This window comes from uncultured Duncaniella sp., from assembly GCF_910577345.1.
In the GTDB taxonomy this organism is placed as follows: domain Bacteria; phylum Bacteroidota; class Bacteroidia; order Bacteroidales; family Muribaculaceae; genus Duncaniella.
Window position 1 is genome coordinate 45,872 of sequence record NZ_CAJTMT010000016.1, and the last position, 21,271, is coordinate 67,142.

Below are 21,271 nucleotides of genomic sequence, written 5' to 3' on the forward strand. Positions count from 1 at the left end.
TCGGGAAAGCCACAGAAAGCCGGAAGGTCAGAAGAAACATAAGCCAATAATCAGCATTCCCAAACGCTGAAAAAACTCTTATGTCCCTTCTGACCTTCTGGCTTTCTGTGCCTTTCTTGCTTAATCCATATTGCTCGCTAATTTTACTCCCAGCATTCGGTCTCATCCGCGATTTCGGGGATGGTCGATGAACGGTAGACCGGATCCTTGCCTTCACGGAGTTGTTTTCGGTAGTCTTGCATCAGCCTGACAGCATACTTGCCAAGCATAAGGATGGCCGCGAGGTTGCAGAGGGTCATCAGTGCCATTGTGATGTCCGCAAAGCCCCACACAAGGTCAAGCGACATCACAGCCCCGGCATATACGATACCTCCGACGAGCAGACGGTAGATGTTGATGATAGTGTCGTTGTTGTGGATAAAGCGTATGTTGGTCTCGCCGTAATAATAGTTGGCGATTATACTCGTGAACGCGAAGAAGAATATGGCGATGCTGACGAAGGTGGAACCGTAGTTGTGACCTCCTCCGAATCCAGCGTCGATGGCGCGCTGTGTGAGCACGATTCCGTCATGCCCTTCCATAAAGATACCGCTGCAAAGGATAATGAATGCAGTGGCTGTGCAGACGAGAAGAGTGTCGGTGTAAACACCGAGAGTCTGTATCAGTCCTTGCTTCACGGGATGGCTTACCGAGGCGGTCGCGGCGGCATTCGGTGTGGAGCCTTCGCCCGCTTCGTTGCTGAACAGTCCGCGCTTTATACCCATGATCATTGCCGCGCCGATTGTGCCCCCCATAGCTTCATCAAATCCGAACGCATTTTCGACTATCATTGCCATCACTTCGGGGAAGCGATGGATGTTAAGAATGATAATCACGATGGCCATGACTATATAGGCAATGGCCATCACGGGCACTACAATCTCGCTGAAACGCGATATGCGCTGCACACCGCCCCAGATTACGGTCAGAGTCAGTATGCAGAGTCCCCATGCCGTCCATTGTGTCGGCACTCCGAACGAGGTGTGGAGCGCATCGGCGACGGTGTTGGATTGCACTGAATTGAATGCGAAACCGAAGGTGAGGGTGATGAGGATGGCGAATGTCACTGCCCACCACCGTTTGTGAAGTCCTTTGAGTATATAGTAGGCCGGGCCACCCATGAATGATTTTTCACCCTTGACCTTGAAGAGCTGTGCGAGTGTGGATTCGACAAAGGCGCTTGCCGCACCGAAGATAGCGATGACCCACATCCAGAACACGGCTCCCGGACCTCCTATGGCTATTGCTGTGCCAACACCGGCGAGGTTGCCTGTTCCGACTCGTGAGGCTATCGAGAGGGCGAATGCCTGGAATGAACTGATGGAACCGTGGTGAGGTGCATCGTTCCTGCGCTTGTCGTTGTTGCGCTTACCCGAACGCATGAGCAACCTGAGCATCTCGCCCACCATGCGGAACTGAACGCCACGGGTAACTATGGTGAAAAACAGTGCGGCCGCAAGCAACACAGTCACCATGACATAGTCTGTCAGCACTCCACTGACAGCGGAAACAATATCCTGAAGGGTTGTAGAAGTCGTCATAATACTGCAAATATACTCAAAATGTGGGATTATGGAAACAGCAGGGGTACATAAATTCAGAAATAACAAAAATAACAGACCATGCTTTAGCGGTTTGTTTTTCTAACCGAAGTATGGTCTGTTATTTTTGTTATTTCTGAATTTATGTACCCTTGAATATTATAACAGGGATATTCAGATGGTGTTGAGCTTTATGCGATGCCGAGATCTTTCTTGAGGGCTTCGATCTTCTCGTCGGCGAGTTTGCCACACTTGTCGTAGTCCTCAACCTTCTCCATGGGAACTTTGACTTCCATGTAGAACTTGATCTTAGGCTCTGTTCCCGAAGGACGTACAGAAACCTTCGAACCATCCTCTGTGAAGTACTGGAGCACGTTTGAAGTGCAGGGGAAGTCGAGTTTCTCCTTGGTGTTGGTGTCGACATTGATGAGGTCGAGCGAGCCGTAGTCCTTGATGGTCTTGACGGGGCTTCCTGCGAGTGACTTGGGAGGATTCTCGCGGAACTGCTTCATCATGGCCTGAATTTCTTCAGCGCCGGTCTTGCCGGGACGTACCACAGACACACCTACTTCATGGCTGAAGCCATATTTCAGATAGATGTCGGCGAGCATACCCTGGAAGTCCATACCCTTGTCCTTTGCCCATGCGCAAGCCTCGGCCATGAGTGAGCAGGCAGAAACTGCGTCCTTGTCGCGGACGAAGGTTTCGGCGAGGAAGCCGTAGCTTTCTTCACCGCCACCGAGGTAACGGAGCACGTCTTCGTTGTCGCGCATCACGGCTGCAATCCACTTGAAGCCGGTGTAGCAGTCATAGAGACGGACACCCATTGCGTCGCAGATAGCCTTGATGGTCTCTGTGGTCACGATGGTCTTAACGGCAAACTCGTTGCCTTTGAGGAGGCCGAGTTCCTTGTTGCGGGTGATGATGTAGTTGAGAAGAATCATCACAATCTGGTTGCCGTTGAGGAGCACATATTCACCGCTGTTGTCACGGATGACGCAACCGATACGGTCAGCATCGGGGTCGGAGGCCATGACGATGTCGGCGTTCACTTCCTTGGCCTTTGCGATAGCCATTGCCATTGCCGAAGGAACTTCGGGGTTGGGCGACTCGACAGTGGGGAATTCTCCGCTGGGGACATCCTGCTCGGGAACGTGGATGATGTTGGTGAAGCCGAAGTTGCGGAGCGAGTCAGGAATCAGCTCAACGCCTGTACCGTGAATCGGGGTGTAGACAATCTTGAGGTCCTTGTGGCGCTCGATGACATCGGGGCTGAGTGAAAGACCTTTGATTTTCTCGAGGTAAACCTTGTCGACATCTGCACCGATAATCTGGATTTTTGACTTGTCGCCTTCAAACTTGATGTCCTTCACGCTCTTGATGCGGTTGACATGGTCGATGATGTTGACATCGTGGGGGGCGATGATCTGTGCGCCGTCTTCCCAGTAAGCCTTGTAACCGTTGTAGATTTTGGGGTTGTGGGAGGCAGTGATGTTAACACCGCTCTGGCAACCGAAGTGACGGATGGCGAACGAAAGTTCGGGAGTGGGGCGGAAGCTGTCGAAAAGATATACCTTGATGCCGTTGGCCGAGAAGATGTCGGCAACGATTTCAGCAAATTTGCGTGAGTTGTTGCGCACGTCGTGGCCTACTGCTACGCTGATTTCGGGAAGATCCTTGAAGGCTTCCTTGAGGTAGTTTGCGAGACCCTGGGTGGCTGCACCCACTGTATAGATGTTCATGCGGTTTGAACCTGCACCCATGATGCCGCGGAGACCGCCTGTTCCGAATTCGAGGTCCTTGTAGAAACTTTCGATAAGTTCGGTCTTGTCGTCAGCGTCAAGCATACGCTTCACTTCGGTGCGGGTTTCTTCATCGTAACCGTCACCCAGCCAAACCTGTGCCTTGGCGGTGACTTCTTTCAATAACTGTTCGTTTTCCATATATTTTTAGGGGGTTAATTTTGTTTTTCTTTATCCGTCCGGATGCGGACGGGGATGGTATCAGTATCGTAGATCTTAACTTAATGAAAAGATATAGGTCCGTTCAATAAATTAGAATTGTGATTAAGGCAAATTTACGGCCTTTTGTGGAAATAACAAAGAAATCGGGACAAAAATGTTAATTACCGGTCTAAAATAGGTTAATAAATTCGGAGATGGATACCGTAAGTTGTCGAGTCGGGGGAAGGGCACATAAAGACTTAGGGTCAGAAGTTACATAAGAAGACTTAAAGTCAGAAGTTACATAAAGACTTAAGGTCAGAAGTTACATAAGATTTTTATAATCCATACGGCAACTACTCATCCATGCTGCGCATGAGATTCTGCCTTGGACTCTCTTATGTTTCTTCTGACCTTAAGTCTTTATGTGCCCTTCCCTGAAAGTTGAGAGGGGCTTATTAAAATAGGTGACGATTATTTTGCGGCTTTCATTGCATTGGCCACGGCTTCGCGGAGTTCATCGTTCTGCTTGTCGCGGCTGATGATTGTTCCATCAGGACCGAAGAGGATAATGCAGGGTATGCCCTGGATACCGTAGAGTTCGGTAGGGATGCTCTGTGCGTTGATGACATTCATCCAGGGAAGCTCGTGAGATTCGATGCCTTTGAGAGTGTCCTCAGGTTTGTCCCATACGGCAACGCCGATGACTTCGAGACCCTTGGGACCATATTCCTTGTAGAGATCCTTGATGACGGCTGTCTGACGGATGCAGGGACCGCACCAGCTTGCCCAGAAGTCAACGAGTACATATTTGCCCTTGCCGACATGGTCGCTCAGACGGAAAGTAGAGTCGTTGTAGGTGACTTCGAAGTCCTTGAACATCTTTCCTTCCGATGTCTCGGCCTGATTCACGAATGCCTGACGCATTTTCTGGATGCGCTGGTATTCGCCGAGTGAGGGATGGGCTGCGATGGCCGAGTCGAGACCGGCGAGGTCGAGGTTGCGTGCGGGACCATAGAGGAAGTAGTAGTAACCGAGAGCATTGTCGATGTTTTCGTCCATGAGTTTCTTCTCGGCGTCGTTGATGCGGGTCTGGAATTCCTCGTAGCGGGCCTGCTGGAGCGAATCGGGGAGTTCGCGGAACTCTTTGATTGCGTCCATGCGCATTGTCCAGTATTCATCGTTCTTGGCGTTGAGTTCGCCACCCTTCACGCCTTCTTCGCTGACATTGATCGAGTCTGCTTCAAGGTAGAGGCTGCCTACGCCTGTTCCGTCAACGGAAATGGCAACGTAGCGGGGCTTTGCGACTTCGCCCTCGAAGACTGCAACGCCGTTGGAAATCATGGCGCTGTCGAGCTTGTCCTCGGTGTCGAAGTCGATGATGTAGGCCATCTTGTCGTTCATGGCGTCGCCTGCATTGAGGGTGACTACATAGTTCTGCTTCGGACCTTGAGAGCATGATGCGAGCATCAGAAGTCCTGCGGCATAAAATAATGATCGGTTCATTGTATCTAAGTGTTTTGTTAAATGATTAAATTTCAAATGATAAGTTTGTTTGCGGAATAGCTCATGGCTGTTCCGCTTGCAAAGGTAACGCTTTATTCCAATACCATAAAATTATCCAAAGTGTTAAAGAACAGCAAATTTTTTTGATTGCTGAGAAAAAATAATCCGTATATTTGCCGTCTACTACCTACTTTCGGCCTTGCAGAGCGTTGTAGTCAATGACGGCCCTCTGCTTCCGGCCGCTACATTCAATCATAACAAATACCTTACAGCATCTCAAAATTTACCATCCGGATGGGAAAAGGAACTGAAAAATTTTCGCAGCGACCGTCATCTTTTCTGCCCTCGTGGCCGGGAAGGGTGGTGAGGTTCTATATCGACGGTTTCAAGTCGATGACTGTGGGCCGTAAGCTGTGGATGCTGATACTGATAAAGCTGTTCATTCTCTTCTTCGTGTTCAAGCTTTTCTTTTTCCCCGACATACTCCAACGTGACTACGACAATGATGCGGAGAGGGCGGAAGCCGTGCGCAGCTCCCTCATCAACCGCTGAATTCTCACTGTTCAAACATTTGAATATACATGCATTAATAAATCATAGACTCTCCGAATAATATCCTCTTCTCCCGATTTTTTCTCCTCACGTTTCCGATTACTCACAAATCCGATAATTCTTAACTTATCACACATTACTTAGTTTATTTATGGATGATTTAATGACCGTAGTCGACTGGTCGCGATGGCAGTTTGCCCTCACAGCCATGTATCACTGGCTCTTCGTGCCGCTCACGCTCGGACTGAGTGTGATTGTCGGCATCATGGAGACAATCTATTACCGTACGAGAAATGAAAAATGGCTCCGCACCACGAAATTCTGGATGACCCTCTTCGGCATCAATTTTGCAATGGGTGTGGCCACAGGTATCATTCTTGAATTTGAGTTCGGAACCAACTGGTCGAACTACAGTTGGTTTGTCGGCGACATCTTCGGCGCTCCGCTTGCCATCGAGGGCTTGCTTGCGTTCTTCATGGAGGCGACTTTCATCGCTGTCATGTTCTTCGGCTGGAAGAAGGTCAGCCCCGGTTTCCACCTTGCCTCCACATGGCTCACCGCTCTCGGCGCCTCTATCTCGGCCCTCTGGATTCTCATAGCCAATGCGTGGATGCAGTATCCCGTCGGCATGGAATTCGATCCCGGTCAGATGCGCAACATCATGGACAATTTCTGGGATGTGGTGCTCTCGCCGGTGGCAATCAACAAGTTCTTCCACGCTGTGTTTGACGGCTGGGTGGTCGGAGCAGTGTTCGTCTGCGGTGTCAGCGCATGGTATCTCATGAAAAAACGCCGTCAGGAATTCGCCATGGATTCCATCCGTATTGCCGGATGGGTCGGTCTTGTCGGTATCGTCATGACCCTCTGGACAGGTGACGGTTCTGCCGTTCAGGTTGCCAAGGTGCAGCCCATGAAGCTTGCGGCCATGGAAGGTCTCTACAACGGTAAGGTAGGGCAGGAGCTCGTCGGAGTTGCGATCCTCAATCCGTCGAAGGAACGCACTGATGATTCCGATCCGTTCCTCTTCGACATCTCGATTCCATACGGTCTTTCAATCCTTGCGAACCATGACCCCAACACTTTCGTGCCGGGCATCAATGATCTCATCAATGGTATCGCCCTCACTCCGGAAGGGGACACAATCCGCACTGATTCCTACGCCGAACGCATCGCTATCGGCAAACGTGCCCACGAGGCTCTCCGCGAGTTTGACCGTGCGATGGCCAACGGTGATGATAAGGCTATGGCCGAGGCCCGTGCCAAACTCAAGGAGGATTACCGCTATTTCGGCTATGGCTATCTCGACAATCCCGACGAGGCTATCCCCCCTGTAGCTGTCACTTTCTATTCTTTCCGTATCATGGTCATGGCCGGAGGCTATCTGCTTCTGTTCTTCCTCGTGGCTGTCTTCACAATGGGCCGCCGTTCGCGCCTGTGGCAACAGCGTTGGTGGCAATGGGTGGCCATGCTTACCATCCCGGTGGTATGGATCTGCTCGGAAGCCGGATGGATCACCGCCGAAGTGGGTCGTCAGCCCTGGATTATCGAGGGGCTTATGCCTAACCGTGCTGCCATCTCCGCCATCTCCGCATCGACTGTCCAGTTGACATTCTGGATGTTTGCCGCCGTATTCACCGCGCTGCTTGTGGCTGAGATTACAATCATGATAAACCAGATCCGGAACGGTTCGGACAACAACGAGTATTAACCACCCTCAAAAACATCATACTTCAATTATGGAACTTGAATCCTTACAGATATATTGGTGGCTGCTGATCTCAGTGCTCGGTGCCATCCTTGTGTTCCTCCTCTTTGTGCAGGGTGGACAGACTTTCCTTCTCGGTGTCAATGACAGTTCGGAGGCATCACGGCGCATGATAAGCTCATTCGGCCATAAGTGGGAGCTTTCGTTCACGACACTTGTCGTGTTCGGCGGTGCGTTTTTTGCCTCTTTCCCGCTATTTTATTCCACGAGCTTCGGCGGAGCCTATTGGCTTTGGATGCTCATTCTCATCAGTTTCGTGCTTCAGGCGGTGAGCTATGAGTTTCGTGCTAAAAAGGGAAATATTTTCGGAACGCGTACCTACGACACTTTCCTCTTTCTCAACGGTAGCGTCGGTTGCATCCTTTTGGGTGTGGCTGTGGCCATGTTCTTCTTCGGTGCTGAGTTTACGGTTGCAAAAGGCAACATCCTCGATGCGTCTGCTCCCGTGATTTCCACATGGGCACCTTCCCACGGTTTCGAAGCCATCTTCTACTGGAAGAATCTTGTGCTTGGATTTGCAGTACTCTTCCTTGCGCGCACTCAGGCCGCTCTCTATCTGATGAACAACAATCCGCAGGATGACGACTTCTTCCGTGCCAACCGCAGGCGAGTGCTTGTGAACGCTGTCATCTTCCTCGTGTTCTTCCTCCTGTTTGTCGGGCTTGTATTGACCACAGATTCGCTTGAGACCACATACGATGGCAGCATCGACGGTCGTCAGAGTCAGTTTGCAGTGCGCGAGTTCAAATATTTCTTCAATCTCATCGAGCTTCCGTGGGCGCTCGTCTCCTTCCTCATCGGTGTCGTCATGGTACTCTATGGCATCATCCGTTCGGCTTTTGCAAAGCATTGGACATGCGGAATCTGGTGGAGCGGTATAGGAACAGTCCTTGTCGTGCTTGCGCTTTTCTGGATTGCAGGCTACAACAACACACCCTACTATCCCTCGCTGACTGACCCCGCATCGTCATTGACTATCTTCAACAGCTCGTCGAGCCTCTTCACGCTCACTTGCATGAGCTGGGTTTCGGTCATCATTCCCTTCGTCCTTGCCTATATCGTCTATGCATGGTATTCGATGGACCGAAAGCATAACTGACTTGAAAGGTACATAAATTCATAATCATACAGAAACGACAGACTCCACAGTGTGGCATTTGGTGCCGGCTGTGGAGTCTGTTGTTTCTATCTTTTATAATTACTTACTTTGACAATGGGGCCTATAGGAGGTAAAACCGGTTGACTGTTTAATTTGTTTTTGTATTACAAATGTATTAATTTTGCACACAAACAAAATCATTATGGATATAGCAATACAAAAGAAAGCCCAGAGTTTCCGTCTGCCAGTGGATCTGATAGAGCGGTTGAAACAGATGGCAAAGAAGCAAAACCGCAGTCTCAATAATTTTGTGGAGTGTGCGCTGCTGGATTTGGCTTACAGAGAGCCGAATGCCGAAACGCGTGCTGCAATAGAAGATGCAAAGGCCGGAAAATATGAGGGCACTCTTGATGTGTCGAGTGTCGAGGCAATGTATAAGTCGATGGGCTTATGAAAATACTTCGTTTCTCTTCTCAATATAAGAAGGATGCCAAAAGATTCCGCAATCAACCCAAGAAGATGGAGAAAGTGGCGCGCATCCTCCAGATGTTGCGTGATGAAATTCCAATCCCCGAAATCTATAATCCTCATTTCTTGACAGGTAATTACAAAGGCTGCATGGAGTGCCATGTCGAAGGTGATTTCTTGTTGATATGGATAGATGAGGATGAGGATCAGATAGGGGTTCTTCGTCTTGGTTCCCATTCCGAATTGTTCGGTTGATGGGAATTGGTAAAAGATAAAAACAAACAGACTTCACTGTCGGGATTGAATTTTTCAGTCGGACAGTGAAGTCTGTTGGTTTTATGGGGGAATAGGGCTAATAAGGCTAATAGGACTAATAAGCCTAATAGGGCAAATAAGCCTAATAGGGCGGATAGGGCTAATAGGGATGACTATTTCAGAGGTCGAAGAAGGTTTTGAAGGCGCGGATGGTGTAGGCGTGGTCTTTTGTGGCCATTGTTTCGCGGACGGAGTGCATCCCCCAGATGGCTTCGCCCATGTCCACTCCGCGGAGGTCGATCTGCGAGGTGAGGATGTTGCCGAGTGTGGAACCGCCGAGGACGTCGCTGTGGTTTACAAAATACTGACACGGAACGCCAGCCTTTTCGCAGATGCTCTTGAAAATGGCTGCCGATTCTGCATCGGTCATGTATTTGCAGTTGGCATTTATTTTGATGGCCGGACCGCCGCCGACAACCGGATGGTTGGTCGGGTCATACTTTTCGGGATAGTTGGGATGGAAGGCATGGGCATTGTCGGCCGAAACCATGAACGATGCGTCAATGCCGCGCAGATATTCCTCCTCGCCGCCGCCAAGACAGCCGACGATTCTGCGGAGGAGCTGCATGAGCACAGGAGAGGCTGCACCCTGCTTTGTCCCTGAGCCGGTCTCCTCATTGTCGAAGATGGCCATCACGCGGGTCTGTTTTGTCGATGAGGTTTCGAGGAGGGCCGTCATGGCACCGTGGACCATGCTGAGGTCGTCGAGGCGGCCTGAGGTCAGGAATTCCTCGTTGAGTCCAACGAGACAGGCAGGAGTGGTGTCGTAGAGCGAAAGGTCGAAATCGAGAATGTCCTCTATGCGGACACCGACAGCATCGGCGATGGTGCGGAGAAGGAGATTGTCCTTCTCGGCAGCCTCCTTGACGATGGCAATGACAGGGAGCATATCTTTCTGCTTCGAAAGAGGGTTGCCCTCGTTGACCGCACGGTTGAAATGGATGGCGAGATGGGGAATTGTGAGGAGCGGACGGTCGAATTTTACTATTTCAGTGCGCGGGTTGAGGGGATCATCGCTGCGGAGCACCACGCGTCCGGCAAGCGAGAGGGGACGGTCAAACCATGTATAGAGAATCGGGCCACCGTAGACCTCGACGTTGAGCTTCACGATGCCACCGTCGCTGAGCATCTCGGCGTTGGGCTTCACGCGCATACACGGAGAATCCGAATGTGCGGAAATGATTCGGAAACCTGCCTCCGGGCCTTCTGTAGTTACCACGAAAGCGAAGATTGCGCTTGAATTCTTGGTGATATAGTATTTGCCACCGGGTTTGAGGTCCCATTTGTCGCGAGGGTCGAGACGGGTGAATCCAGCTTCGTCGAGCTGTGTGCTGACAGTCTTGACTGCCAGAAAGTTGACGGGGCTTTTGTCGAGGAACTCCATCAGGGAGCGCGCGATGACTTTTGTTTCTTCCATAGGGGTGTTATGTTTTTGGTATTACGATCAGCAGCAAAGATAAGTAAAAATCGGATAATTGAGAAATTAAAGATATTGGTAAGGAGATACAGAAGCCCAAAAGAGCACAAGAAACAAAAGAATAAAGTTTTCTGTAAGATTGAATGTTATCTTCAGATTCTTTATTCTTCTGTTTCTTATACTCTTTTGTGCGTTTGTATCGAAAAAACGGAATCTACGATACAGCGTCTCTTATACTTATTATATTATATGGTCAGAAACCCTCGTCGAAGAGGTTGCGGACGCTTGGCTGGAGGAAGCGGTCGATTTCGTAGGGGTAAACGGCCACATCGACAGCTCCGAGTGCATACGGGCCAATCTCGTATGGATCGTAGTGGAAATAGAGAGTGTTGTTGGATATGTAGGGACGGCCAGCATACGTCAGTTGGTTCGACCAGATGCCGGCACGGTCGAGACCCTTGACCGTTACGCCAAGCTGTCGGGCGAGCGCTTCCTTGATAACCGGGACAATTGAATCGGTGGGAACTCCCGGAAGATAGATGTTGGAGTTGTCAAGGACGGTAGCATCGGAGAAATTGTAGGTGAAGGGATGGATGGCGGTCATCGGATGTGCGCCGCCGAGGTAGGTCGAACCGAGCACCTGATAGGTGACCATCTGTTCGTTCAGGTCAAGGATGCTTGCGGTAATGGTGTTGAAATATGTCATGGAGTCGGCAGGCAGGGAGTCGATTACCTCTATATTTTCAGCACCGTCAACGACAGAGGTGTCGGCGATGTATTTTTTGACAGCCTCGCGGATTGAGGTCGAGGTCGTGTCGGAGTAGGCGAAGTTAAGGAGTGAATCGCGGAGCGTGGTGAGGTCGAAGCCTCCCATCTTTTCCGGCCACTGGATCGAGGTTGACAGTTCGAGGTAGACAGTGCCGTAGTCGGTCTCCACCTTGTAGTCTTTCTGTGCTGTGACGAGTTTCTGGTTAATGTCAAATTCCGTAATGTCGTCTTCACCCGCCGAAGAGGCGTCGTTTTTTTGTCCGCAAGCGGTTGCGAGAAGCGCAACGAGCGGAAGTCCAAGCAGATAAAATTTACGATTCGTCATCATGCCTTTAAATAGTTTGTCATTCGTGAATATTCGGACGCAAAATTGGATAAAAAAATCCTTTTGCAGATATAACATCGGCATAACGTAACAAGTTTGTAACATGAGGACGTAAATTTTTAACCGTGAAACAGGACACTCAGAGGGGATAAATGGCTAAAAAATCGGCAAAACGATGCCCTGTTAACATCTTTATACGTTTGGATAGTTGAAAGTTGTCAAAAAATACTTAACTTTGCACCGCAAATGCGAAAATATCAGCGTTTGCCCCTAAATTTGCCCCTAAAAACGAAAATTAATCATTAAACTTACAATTTTACAAAGCTATGTCTGAAATTGCATCTCGAGTTAAAGCTATCATCGTTGATAAGCTCGGTGTTGACGAAAATGAAGTAACCGAAACCGCTGAATTCACAAAAGATCTTGGCGCAGACAGCCTCGACACCGTAGAACTCATCATGGAATTTGAGAAAGAATTTGGCATCACTATCCCCGATGACCAGGCCGAGAAGATCAGCACCGTACAGAACGCTATCGAATACATCGAGGCCAACACCCAGAAGTAAAAACCGGTCTGCAGCCGTCACGGTTGCGCTCTGACCGAGCCACAAAAGGCTCCCCACGCCAATTCAAATCAGCGCGGTGGAGCCTTCTTTTCAATTTAGGCAGAGGGGATTGCGCTCCCCTTCGCATCCTCCTCCACGCTTCACAGCCTATTATGCCTCTCTCATCATTTCTCCCCTTCATTTTTCCCTTATCACGAATCCATCTAATTTGCCAATGGAATTAAAAAGAGTAGTGGTGACCGGCCTCGGTGCCATCACCCCCATAGGCAACGATGTTGAGACCACATGGCTCAACGCCGTAGCCGGCAAGAGCGGCGCCGCTCCCATCACCCATTTCGACGCCTCCAAATTCAAAACCCAGTTTGCCTGCGAGGTCAAGGACTACAATGCCAACGACCATTTCGACCGCAAGAAACTCCGTCAGCTCGACCTCTATGCACAGTATGGTATCGTCGCAGCCCGTCAGGCTGTCGCTGATTCCGGTATCGAGGATGCTGCCAATCTCGACCGCAACCGCGTCGGCGTAATCGTTGCCGCCGGTATCGGTGGCCTCCACACTTTCGAGGAGGAAGCCGGCTACTATGCTGTCAACGGTGCGGAGCAGGGTCCCAAATACAATCCCTTCTTCATCCCCAAGATGATTGCCGACATCGCTTCGGGCCACATCTCCATGGAATATAACTTCCACGGTCCCAACTTCGGCGTGGTTTCGGCTTGCGCTTCGTCAAACAACGCTATCATCGACGCTTTCAACCTCATCCGTCTCGGCAAGGCCGATGCTATCGTGACCGGTGGCGCCGAGGCTGCAATCTATCCCGCAGGTGTGGGCGGCTTCAACTCGATGCACGCTCTCTCGACCCGCAACGATTCTCCCGAGACTGCTTCGCGTCCCTTCAGCAAGTCGCGCGACGGTTTCGTGATGGGCGAGGGTTCTGTTGTCCTCGTGCTTGAGGAACTCGAACATGCCAAGGCCCGCGGTGCCAAGATTTATGCTGAGGTAGCCGGTGGCGGTATGAGCGCCGACGCTTACCACCTCACCGCAACACATCCCGACGGTCTCGGTGCGAAGCTCTCCATGAGCAACGCTCTTGAGGATGCAGGCATGACTCCCGCTGACATCGACTATATCAACGTACACGGCACTTCGACTCCCGTGGGCGACATCTCTGAGGTGAAGGCTATCGTCGAACTTTTCGGCGACCAGGCCCACAAGCTCAACATCAGCTCCACCAAGTCGATGACCGGTCACCTCCTCGGTGCCACCGGTGCCCTCGAAGCAATGTTCTCTGTTCTTGCCTGCAAGAACGACATCGTTCCCCCGACCATCAACCACGAGGAAGGCGATGAGGATGAGAACATCGACTATACCCTCAACTTCACATTCAACAAGGCAGAGAACCGCCCTGTGCGCGCAGCCCTCTCGAATTCATTCGGTTTCGGCGGCCACAATGCGACTGTCATCGTGAAGAAGTACGAGGAATAATCCGCTTCCCCGCAGATTTCTCAAAACAAAGCCATAGCCACCGGAAGGTGTTCGGAATTAATGTTGATTCCGAGCGCCTTCCTTTTGGTTTGCTCAATCCGAAAATCCGGTTTATAGGCGGATGAAGAGAGATACAAACGAACAGAAGAGACAAAAGTCACAGAAGAGTAATTTACGGTTCAATCCGCAAATCCGGTTCATGTATGATGAAAAGAGATACAAAAGAACAGAATAAACAAAAGTAACAAAAGTATAATTTGCTGAAATTAATCCTTTTGTATCTTCTGACCTTCTGTCTTTCTGTACCCTTTCAGATTTTGACGGATTTAATGCACCGTAATTACGGCTTGTACCATTTGATCCGTTTTCTTCGTGATTGTCTTGGCGGAAGAGCTTGTCAGGGCGGTTGGAGAGGGGCAGATTGGAATTTGAGCTTAAAAAGTGGTTTTGAATTCTAAAAATAGTGAAAATCTTTTGGTTAAGCGGGAATAAATTCTTAACTTTGCAGCCGAGTTTTGTGGCACATCCTATGAAAAAGGCTTTGAATGATGCACTTAGCCTTGATATGAGAAAGGAGATGGCGGCCACAAGGCGCTGTGACTTAAATTAATAGTTAAACAAAAAGAGATAAAAACCAACAGCCATGTCAAAAATTTGTCAGATCACAGGCAAGAAAGCAATGGTGGGCAATAATGTGTCGCACTCAAAGCGTCGCACTAAGCGCAAGTTTGATGTCAATCTCTTCAACAAGAAATTCTTCTGGGTTGAGGAGCAAGCTTGGATCACCCTTACCATTTCCGCCGCAGGCCTTCGCACCATCAACAAGAAGGGTCTCGATGCTGCTATCAAAGAAGCAGCCGCAAAGGGTTATATAACTGAAATCAAGTACTTAGACATTTTATAAGAAGATGGCAAAGAAAGCTAAAGGAAATCGCGTTCAGGTCATCCTCGAATGCACTGAACACAAGGCATCAGGTATGCCCGGCACTTCTCGTTACATCACAACGAAGAACCGCAAAAACACCACCGAGCGTCTGGAGTTGAAGAAATACAACCCCATCCTCAAGAAAGTTACCGTTCACAAAGAAATTAAATAATTCACTGACTCATGGCAAAGAAAACCGTTGCATCTCTGCAAAAAGGCGAAGGCCGCACCTATAGCAAGGTCATCAAGGTCGTTAAGTCGGCGAAGACCGGTGCCTACACCTTCCAGGAACAGATGGTTCCCAACGACGCTGTCAAGGATGTTCTTAAGTAATAAGACCCTCCAAGGACACTTCGGAAACGAAAATATACCCCGGACTGACATCAGCATGTCGGTTCCGGGGCTTTTCGTATCTGTAAGGCTTTGAAATGACGGCATAAGCGTGGGTGACAAACAAAAACGGGCGGATTTGTGTTGTGTAACATAACCGTATGGCAGATTTCCAAAACATCTTCCAATTTTTCGGCGCAAAGTTTGCTTTTGTCGGAATAAAAGCATAAATTCGTGACTTGATAACAACGACCCCGCGCACAACAGTATGTCTCTCCAACCTGACGGAGCCGATCAATTCTAATATCATAACAGAAATCTAACAATCAATAATATTACCCTTACATGAGCTATCTTAAATTTGATAAAAACCTCATGATTAACCTGGAGCAGTCACTCCCCAAGGAGATGCTCCGCACTAATCAGTCCGGCGCTTATCACTGCACGACGATAGTTGACTGCAACACCCGCAAGCAGCATGGCCTCCTTGTGGTCCCTGTGCCCGAGCTGGGGAATTCGTGGCACGTCATGCTTTCGTCGCTCGACCTTACGGTATATCAGCACGGAGCTCCCTTCAATCTGGCTCTCCACCGCTACAGGGGCGGAGTCATGAGCCCGAACGGCCACAAATATATCCGTGAGTTCGACTGTGAGAGTGTCCCGCGAACCACTTATCGTGTCGGTGGAGTCATTCTGACAAAGGAAAAAATTTTCATCTCCAACGAGAACCGAATCCTTATCCGCTACACCCTTGTCGAAGCCCATTCGCCGACGACACTTCGTTTCCGTCCGGTGCTTGCCTTCCGTGACGCCAACGAGCTTTGTGTGGCCAATGATGCGCTCGACCCCACCATCCCTGAAATCAAGAACGGTGTGTCGGCCTGCCTCTATCCCGGCTATCCCCGTCTGTTCATGCAGTTCAGCCACAAGCCGACCTGGACCTATGAGCCCAACTGGTACAACGGCTTCGAATATGTCAAGGACCTTGAGCGCGGAGTCCCCTACTGCGAGGACCTCTGGGTGCCCGGCTACTTTGAAGTGCCCATCAAGAAGGGCGAGTCGGTCATCTTCTCGGCCGGTCTGAGCGAGGTGTCGCCCCGTTCGCTTGCAAAGATGTATGAGAACGAGATTGCCCAGCGCACCTGCCGCACATCTTTCTTCAACTGTCTGAAGAACGCCGTGAAGCAGTGTTATCTCAACGAGAAGGACGGCATGTATCTCCTCTCCGGCTATCCCTGGGGAAAGATTCTTGCCCGCAACACATTCATGGCTCTTCCCGGTGCGACAATCGCCATCAACCACCGTCAGGATTTCGAACGAATCGCCGAGACAGCCATCAAGGCACTTCGCCATTTCATGTCGACAGGCGAAAACGACAAACGCATCGCAGGCATCGACCTGCCCGACGTTCCTCTGTGGGCCGTGTGGGCATTGCAGCAGTATGCCAAGGCCTACGGCCGCGATGACGCGAAGGAGAAGTATCTCCCCATCGTCCGTGAAATCCTCAACTACATACTCGCTCAGAAGCATCCGCTCCTGAAGGTCGACGACAACGGTATGGTCGTCACCGAAGGCACTGACAAACCTATGTCGTGGATGAACGCCTCGCTCGGTGGCCGTCCCATCGTGGCGCGCACAGGTCTGCTCGTCGAGTTCAACGCCCTCTGGTATAACGCCCTCATCTTTGCCTCCAAGCTTTCTGAAGGCACTCCCGATGAAGAGAAATTCCGCGAGGCAGCCGAGAAGATGGCGGAACCGTTCATCAATACCTTCCTCAACGACTACGGTTATCTCTACGATTATGTCAACGGCACATACGCCGACCCGTCGGTGCGCCCCAACATGGCGATCGCCATCGGTCTGGACTACTCGCCGCTTGACCGCCGTCAGCGCAAGAAGGTGCTCGACATCGTCACCCGCGAACTTCTCACCCCGAAGGGTCTGCGCACCCTCTCGCCGAAGAGCTACGGCTATCGTCCCTGCTACCTCGGTTCGCCCGAGGAGCGTGAGATGGCCCTCCACAACGGCCCCTCGCGTCCGTGGCTCATGGGCTTCTACTCGGATGCCTATCTGAAGGTGTTCGGCATGAGCGGTGTCAGCTACATTGACCGTATGCTCATCGGTTTCGAAGATGAGATGACCAACGGCTGCATCGGTTCGCTCTCGCAGCTCTACGATGCCAACCCGCCCTTCACCGGCCGAGGTGCAATCAGCCATGTGACAAACGTGGCCGAAGTGCTCCGCACACTGACTACACTTAAGAAATTCATAATGGACTAATCTTCACACCCCCATGAAAGCTTTAATGTTCGGGTGGGAATTTCCCCCTCACATCCTCGGCGGTCTCGGTACTGCCAGCTACGGTCTCACTAAGGGTATGTGGGAGTGTGGCGATATGGACATCACTTTTGTCATACCCAAGCCTTTCGGCGACGAAGAGAAACACTTCGCCAACATCATCGGCATGTCGCAGGTGCCCATCGTGTGGCGCGACGTGAACCGTGACTATGTTCAGGACCGCATCGGAAATGTCATGAATCCTGACTTCTATTTCCGTCTGCGCGACCATATCTATGCCGATTTCAACTACATGCGCACCAACGATCTTGGTTGTATCGAGTTTTCAGGCCGCTACCCCGACAACCTTATCGAGGAAATCAACAACTACTCGATCTGTGCAGGTGTCGTGGCCCGCACCGTTGATTTCGACGTTATCCACTCACACGACTGGCTCACCTATCCCGCCGGCATTCATGCCAAGCAGGTTTCAGGCAAGCCACTCGTCATCCACGTCCACGCTACGGAGTTTGACCGTTCACGAGGGAAACCCAATCCCACCGTGTTTGGCATCGAGAAGGACGGCATGAACCACGCAGACCACATCATCACCGTGTCCAACCTCACACGCGACACCGTCATCAACAACTACGGCATAGATCCCGCCAAGGTGACCACTGTCCACAATGCGGTCACTCCGCTTACTCCCGAGCAGCTTAATGTCCCGGAACATAAGTCGAAGGACAAGGTCGTGACCTTCCTCGGACGTATCACCATGCAGAAGGGCCCCGAATACTTTGTCGAGGCGGCTGCAAAGGTGCTCAAGAACAATCCCAACGTCCGTTTCGTCATGGCCGGCAGCGGCGACATGATGAACAAGATGATTCTTCTTGCAGCCGAGCGTGGCATCGCCGACCGCTTCCACTTCCCCGGTTTCCAGAAGGGCAACCAGGTCTATGAGATGCTCAAGGCTTCGGATGTCTACATCATGCCCTCCGTGTCGGAGCCGTTCGGTATCTCGCCGCTTGAGGCGATGCAGATGGGTGTTCCCTCCATCATCTCGAAGCAGAGCGGTTGCGCCGAAATCCTTTCGAACGTCATCAAGACCGACTACTGGGACATCGACGCGATGGCAGATGCAATCAACTCAATTGTCACTTATCCGGCAATGTATCAGCAGCTCCGCGAGGATGGTCTCGCCGAGGTTAACCAGATTACCTGGGACAAGGCCGGACGCAAAGTGATCGATATTTATAACAAGGTGCTGGGACGGTAAGGAGTATAGAGGGGAAAGTATAAAAGTATAGAGGGGAAAGTATAGAGTATAGAGAATAGTCTTTCCTGATATTAACTCCTCCTTGATATTAACTCCTCCCTGATATAAACTCTTCCATCAGCATCATTACAACGAATTTCAAAAACATCAGATACAATTATGAAAGCAATTTGCTTCTACTTTCAGATACATCAGCCGTTCCGTCTGAAAAGATACCGCTTCTTCGACATCGGCAACGACCACTATTACTATGACGACTTCGCCAACGACGACATCGTCACCCGCATAGCTCAGCGCAGCTATATTCCCGCTGCCGAGACTCTTCTGCGCATGATTGAGGCTACCAACGGCAAGTTCAAGTGTGCCCTTTCAATCACAGGTACAGCTCTCGAACAGTTCGAGCAGTATGTCCCCGAATTCATCGACCTTCTCAAGAAACTCGCCGACACCGGTTGCGTTGAGTTCCTCGCCGAGACCTACGCTCACTCTCTCTCGTCGCTTGCCGACCCCGATGAGTTTGCAAATCAGGTGAAGGTCCACGATGAGAAAATCAAGGAACTTTTCGGTCAGACTCCCAAGGTGCTCCGCAACACTGAGCTTATCTACAGCGACGAACTCGCTCCCCAGATTCTCGACATGGGCTACAAGGGAGTGATTACCGAAGGTGCAAAGCACATCCTCGGATGGAAGTCGCCCAACTATGTCTACAGCGCGGCTTCGGCTCCCAAGCTTAAGATTCTTCTCAAGAACGACAAGTTCTCCGACGATATTTCCGAGCGTTTCTCCAACACTGCATGGGACGAATATCCCTTGACAGCCGACAAGTATATCGACTGGATCGCATCAACTCCCGCCGAGGAGCAGATTGTCAACCTCTTCATGAATCTTGAAGTGTTTGGCGACTTCCAGCCCCGCGAGACAGGTATCTTCCAGTTCCTCGAAGCCCTACCCCGCTTTGCCGAGGAGCGCGGCGTAGAGTTCTGGACACCCTCGACTGCCGTCTCCAAACTCAAACCGGTTGCAGAACTTTCCGTACTCCATCCAATCTCCTGGGCTGACGAGGCTCGCGACACCTCCGCATGGCTCGGCAACAAGCTCCAGAACGAGGCTTTCAACAAGCTCTACTCTGTCAGCGAGCGTGTGCGCCTCTGTGAGGACCGCCGTCTGAAGCAGGACTGGTATTACCTCCAGGCTTCCGACCATTTCTTCTATATGTCGACCAAGAACATGCACGACGGTTCCGTCCACTCTCAGTTCTCGCCCTACGACACTCCTTTCGATGCGTTCACCAACTACATGAATGTCCTTGCCGACTTTATAGTGCGCGTAGAGGAGCAGTACCCGATGTCGATTGACAATGAGGAGCTCAGCTCACTTCTGACCACCATCCGCAATCAGGAGCGCGAAATCGAGGTTCTCAACAAGGAAGCTGAGTCGATGCGCAAGAACATCGAGCACTTCAACGAGGAACATCTCCTCCGCGAGAAGGCTGCAGAAGCAGAGGCAAAACCCGAGGCAAAGACCGCAAAGCGCGGTCCGAAACCCAAGAAGGCCGTAGCCGCTGAGGATGCTCCCAAGTGCAAGCGTGGCCGCAAGCCCAAAGCAGCCGCTCCCGAAGCAGAGGCTCCTGCAACAGAAGCCACCGACGCTCCCGCAGAAGCTTGATACTGAATATTTCTTCTATATAGCAGATGCTGATGTTTCCGATTGAGGAAACATCAGCATCGTTCGTTTTATAAGGAGCTGTAACTTGGATGATACAGAAGTCCAAAATAGCATAAGAGATAAAATAAATATAATGTTCTGTAAGATTAATCTATAAAATCACAATTAAAGACGGAATACTTATATAGGTACTGTAAAATCAGGCGTTTATGTTTGAATGCAACACGCAAAGGTGGAATATGAATATACAGTTTTAAATCCGGATGGCAGCCGATAAGCCGCGAAGCGGCGATGTGTTCATAGCCCCACATCGAGCGAAAATGCAATGAAGCCCGCAGGGCGAAATTGCATTTCGCGTTTACTCTGACCTGAGCAAACATTTGCCTCCGAAATTTATATAAAAGAATGTTAAACTTGAGTTTTTAGCCTTGGATCTGCTTGCAAGTACTTCGGATCATACATTTCGCCTTTTTTTATAAGCGCATAAAGAATCTTTAGCAGGCGGTTGGCCACATTGTTGAGGACCACGAAGATGTGTTTGTGTTCCACTTCATGTTTCTTCATTTTATATATGCGCATCTTCTCGAAATGCAGGATCGCGGAATTCGCGCACATAAAGAGCAGCGATTTCAACTGTTTGTCACCCATGTGCGAGACATGTGAGCCCTTGTCGGACTTCCCGGTGGAGTTGGGGAATGGTGCTATGCCTGCAAGCGTGGCGCATTTCTTTGCGGTGCCTACACGTTTGAAGTTACCGGTCTTGATTATCAGTTCAGTGGCCGTGACCGGGCCTATACCAGGCACGCTTTGAGCGATTTCTGATGTTTTTGATAATTCGGGGTCATCGTCAATCATTCCCGCCATCTTTTCTTCAATGGATGCGATCATGTCGCTCAGGTGCTGTATCATATCCTGCTTCATGTCCTGAGCCGTAGCACTCCTGTCCGGACGATGCGCGTCGCAACGTACCATTGTCAGAAGCTGCTTACGTTGCATCACAAACATACGTCT

General features: G+C 50.5%; 19 protein-coding genes. 13 read left to right on the plus strand and 6 right to left on the minus strand.

Going from position 1 to position 21,271, the window contains the following annotated elements; translation table 11 throughout:
• Positions 1 to 143: 143 nt before the first annotated feature.
• From QZ310_RS08505 to QZ310_RS08515, 3 genes are all read right to left on the minus strand, one after another.
• Positions 144 to 1,580 carry a sodium:alanine symporter family protein gene (locus tag QZ310_RS08505; protein WP_297072078.1) on the minus strand — a complete coding sequence of 479 codons (1,437 nt, stop codon included), beginning with the start codon at positions 1,578 to 1,580 and terminating at the stop codon, positions 144 to 146.
• 191 nt (positions 1,581 to 1,771) lie between these two features.
• The gene (locus tag QZ310_RS08510; RefSeq protein WP_297072079.1) at positions 1,772 to 3,523 is read right to left on the minus strand and encodes a phospho-sugar mutase; all 1,752 of its coding nucleotides are present in this window, start codon (positions 3,521 to 3,523) and stop codon (positions 1,772 to 1,774) included.
• 474 nt (positions 3,524 to 3,997) lie between these two features.
• A complete protein-coding gene (locus QZ310_RS08515) occupies positions 3,998 to 5,029 on the minus strand; it encodes a TlpA disulfide reductase family protein (RefSeq protein ID WP_297072080.1) in 1,032 nt (343 codons plus the stop codon).
• 294 nt (positions 5,030 to 5,323) lie between these two features.
• Between QZ310_RS08515 and QZ310_RS08520 the strand changes: the two genes are divergently transcribed.
• From QZ310_RS08520 to QZ310_RS08540, 5 genes are all read left to right on the plus strand, one after another.
• Positions 5,324 to 5,581: a DUF4492 domain-containing protein gene (locus QZ310_RS08520; RefSeq protein ID WP_297072081.1), complete on the plus strand. Its 258-nt coding sequence runs from the start codon at positions 5,324 to 5,326 to the stop codon at positions 5,579 to 5,581.
• A 151-nt stretch (positions 5,582 to 5,732) separates the two neighbouring features.
• Positions 5,733 to 7,289 (plus strand): cytochrome ubiquinol oxidase subunit I, encoded by a 1,557-nt coding sequence (locus QZ310_RS08525; protein ID WP_297072082.1) that lies wholly within the window; start codon positions 5,733 to 5,735, stop codon positions 7,287 to 7,289.
• A gap of 28 nt (positions 7,290 to 7,317) precedes the next feature.
• Positions 7,318 to 8,445 carry a cytochrome d ubiquinol oxidase subunit II gene (locus QZ310_RS08530; RefSeq protein ID WP_297072083.1) on the plus strand — a complete coding sequence of 376 codons (1,128 nt, stop codon included), beginning with the start codon at positions 7,318 to 7,320 and terminating at the stop codon, positions 8,443 to 8,445.
• Between the two features lie 202 nt (positions 8,446 to 8,647).
• The gene (locus QZ310_RS08535; RefSeq protein ID WP_297072084.1) at positions 8,648 to 8,899 is read left to right on the plus strand and encodes a ribbon-helix-helix protein, CopG family; all 252 of its coding nucleotides are present in this window, start codon (positions 8,648 to 8,650) and stop codon (positions 8,897 to 8,899) included.
• Positions 8,896 to 9,168, plus strand: a complete 273-nt coding sequence (locus QZ310_RS08540; RefSeq protein ID WP_297072085.1) for a type II toxin-antitoxin system YafQ family toxin — start codon at positions 8,896 to 8,898, stop codon at positions 9,166 to 9,168. Before QZ310_RS08535 ends, QZ310_RS08540 begins: the two co-directional genes overlap by 4 nt.
• A gap of 178 nt (positions 9,169 to 9,346) precedes the next feature.
• On the opposite strand, the gene QZ310_RS08545 is transcribed toward QZ310_RS08540, so the two are convergent.
• Both QZ310_RS08545 and QZ310_RS08550 read right to left on the minus strand, forming a co-directional pair.
• Entirely contained in the window at positions 9,347 to 10,645 is a 1,299-nt protein-coding gene (locus tag QZ310_RS08545; RefSeq protein ID WP_297072086.1) for a M18 family aminopeptidase, read from the minus strand.
• A 253-nt stretch (positions 10,646 to 10,898) separates the two neighbouring features.
• Complete coding sequence (locus QZ310_RS08550) at positions 10,899 to 11,741, minus strand: RsiV family protein (protein ID WP_297072087.1); 843 nt, start codon at positions 11,739 to 11,741, stop codon at positions 10,899 to 10,901.
• A 323-nt stretch (positions 11,742 to 12,064) separates the two neighbouring features.
• Between QZ310_RS08550 and QZ310_RS08555 the strand changes: the two genes are divergently transcribed.
• The 8 genes from QZ310_RS08555 to QZ310_RS08590 all read left to right on the plus strand — a co-directional run bounded on the left by QZ310_RS08555 (position 12,065) and on the right by QZ310_RS08590 (position 20,260).
• Positions 12,065 to 12,304, plus strand: coding sequence for an acyl carrier protein (locus QZ310_RS08555; protein WP_123614068.1), 240 nt, complete (start codon positions 12,065 to 12,067; stop codon positions 12,302 to 12,304).
• A gap of 214 nt (positions 12,305 to 12,518) precedes the next feature.
• Positions 12,519 to 13,787, plus strand: coding sequence for a beta-ketoacyl-ACP synthase II (gene fabF / locus QZ310_RS08560; RefSeq protein ID WP_297072088.1), 1,269 nt, complete (start codon positions 12,519 to 12,521; stop codon positions 13,785 to 13,787).
• 643 nt (positions 13,788 to 14,430) lie between these two features.
• Positions 14,431 to 14,691 (plus strand): 50S ribosomal protein L28, encoded by a 261-nt coding sequence (rpmB, locus tag QZ310_RS08565; protein WP_123614065.1) that lies wholly within the window; start codon positions 14,431 to 14,433, stop codon positions 14,689 to 14,691.
• A 4-nt stretch (positions 14,692 to 14,695) separates the two neighbouring features.
• Entirely contained in the window at positions 14,696 to 14,884 is a 189-nt protein-coding gene (gene rpmG / locus QZ310_RS08570; RefSeq protein ID WP_107033239.1) for a 50S ribosomal protein L33, read from the plus strand.
• Between the two features lie 11 nt (positions 14,885 to 14,895).
• Positions 14,896 to 15,045 carry a DUF4295 domain-containing protein gene (locus tag QZ310_RS08575; RefSeq protein ID WP_107033240.1) on the plus strand — a complete coding sequence of 50 codons (150 nt, stop codon included), beginning with the start codon at positions 14,896 to 14,898 and terminating at the stop codon, positions 15,043 to 15,045.
• Positions 15,046 to 15,387: 342 nt separating this feature from the next.
• Positions 15,388 to 17,322: a glycogen debranching enzyme N-terminal domain-containing protein gene (locus QZ310_RS08580; RefSeq protein ID WP_297072089.1), complete on the plus strand. Its 1,935-nt coding sequence runs from the start codon at positions 15,388 to 15,390 to the stop codon at positions 17,320 to 17,322.
• Positions 17,323 to 17,335: 13 nt separating this feature from the next.
• Positions 17,336 to 18,595 carry a glycosyltransferase family 4 protein gene (locus QZ310_RS08585; RefSeq protein WP_297072090.1) on the plus strand — a complete coding sequence of 420 codons (1,260 nt, stop codon included), beginning with the start codon at positions 17,336 to 17,338 and terminating at the stop codon, positions 18,593 to 18,595.
• Between the two features lie 159 nt (positions 18,596 to 18,754).
• Positions 18,755 to 20,260: a glycoside hydrolase family 57 protein gene (locus QZ310_RS08590; RefSeq protein WP_297072091.1), complete on the plus strand. Its 1,506-nt coding sequence runs from the start codon at positions 18,755 to 18,757 to the stop codon at positions 20,258 to 20,260.
• A 408-nt stretch (positions 20,261 to 20,668) separates the two neighbouring features.
• Here QZ310_RS08590 and QZ310_RS08595 read toward each other — a convergent pair.
• A partial coding sequence (locus QZ310_RS08595) for a transposase (protein ID WP_297072092.1) occupies positions 20,669 to 21,271 on the minus strand: 603 nt, incomplete at its 5' end.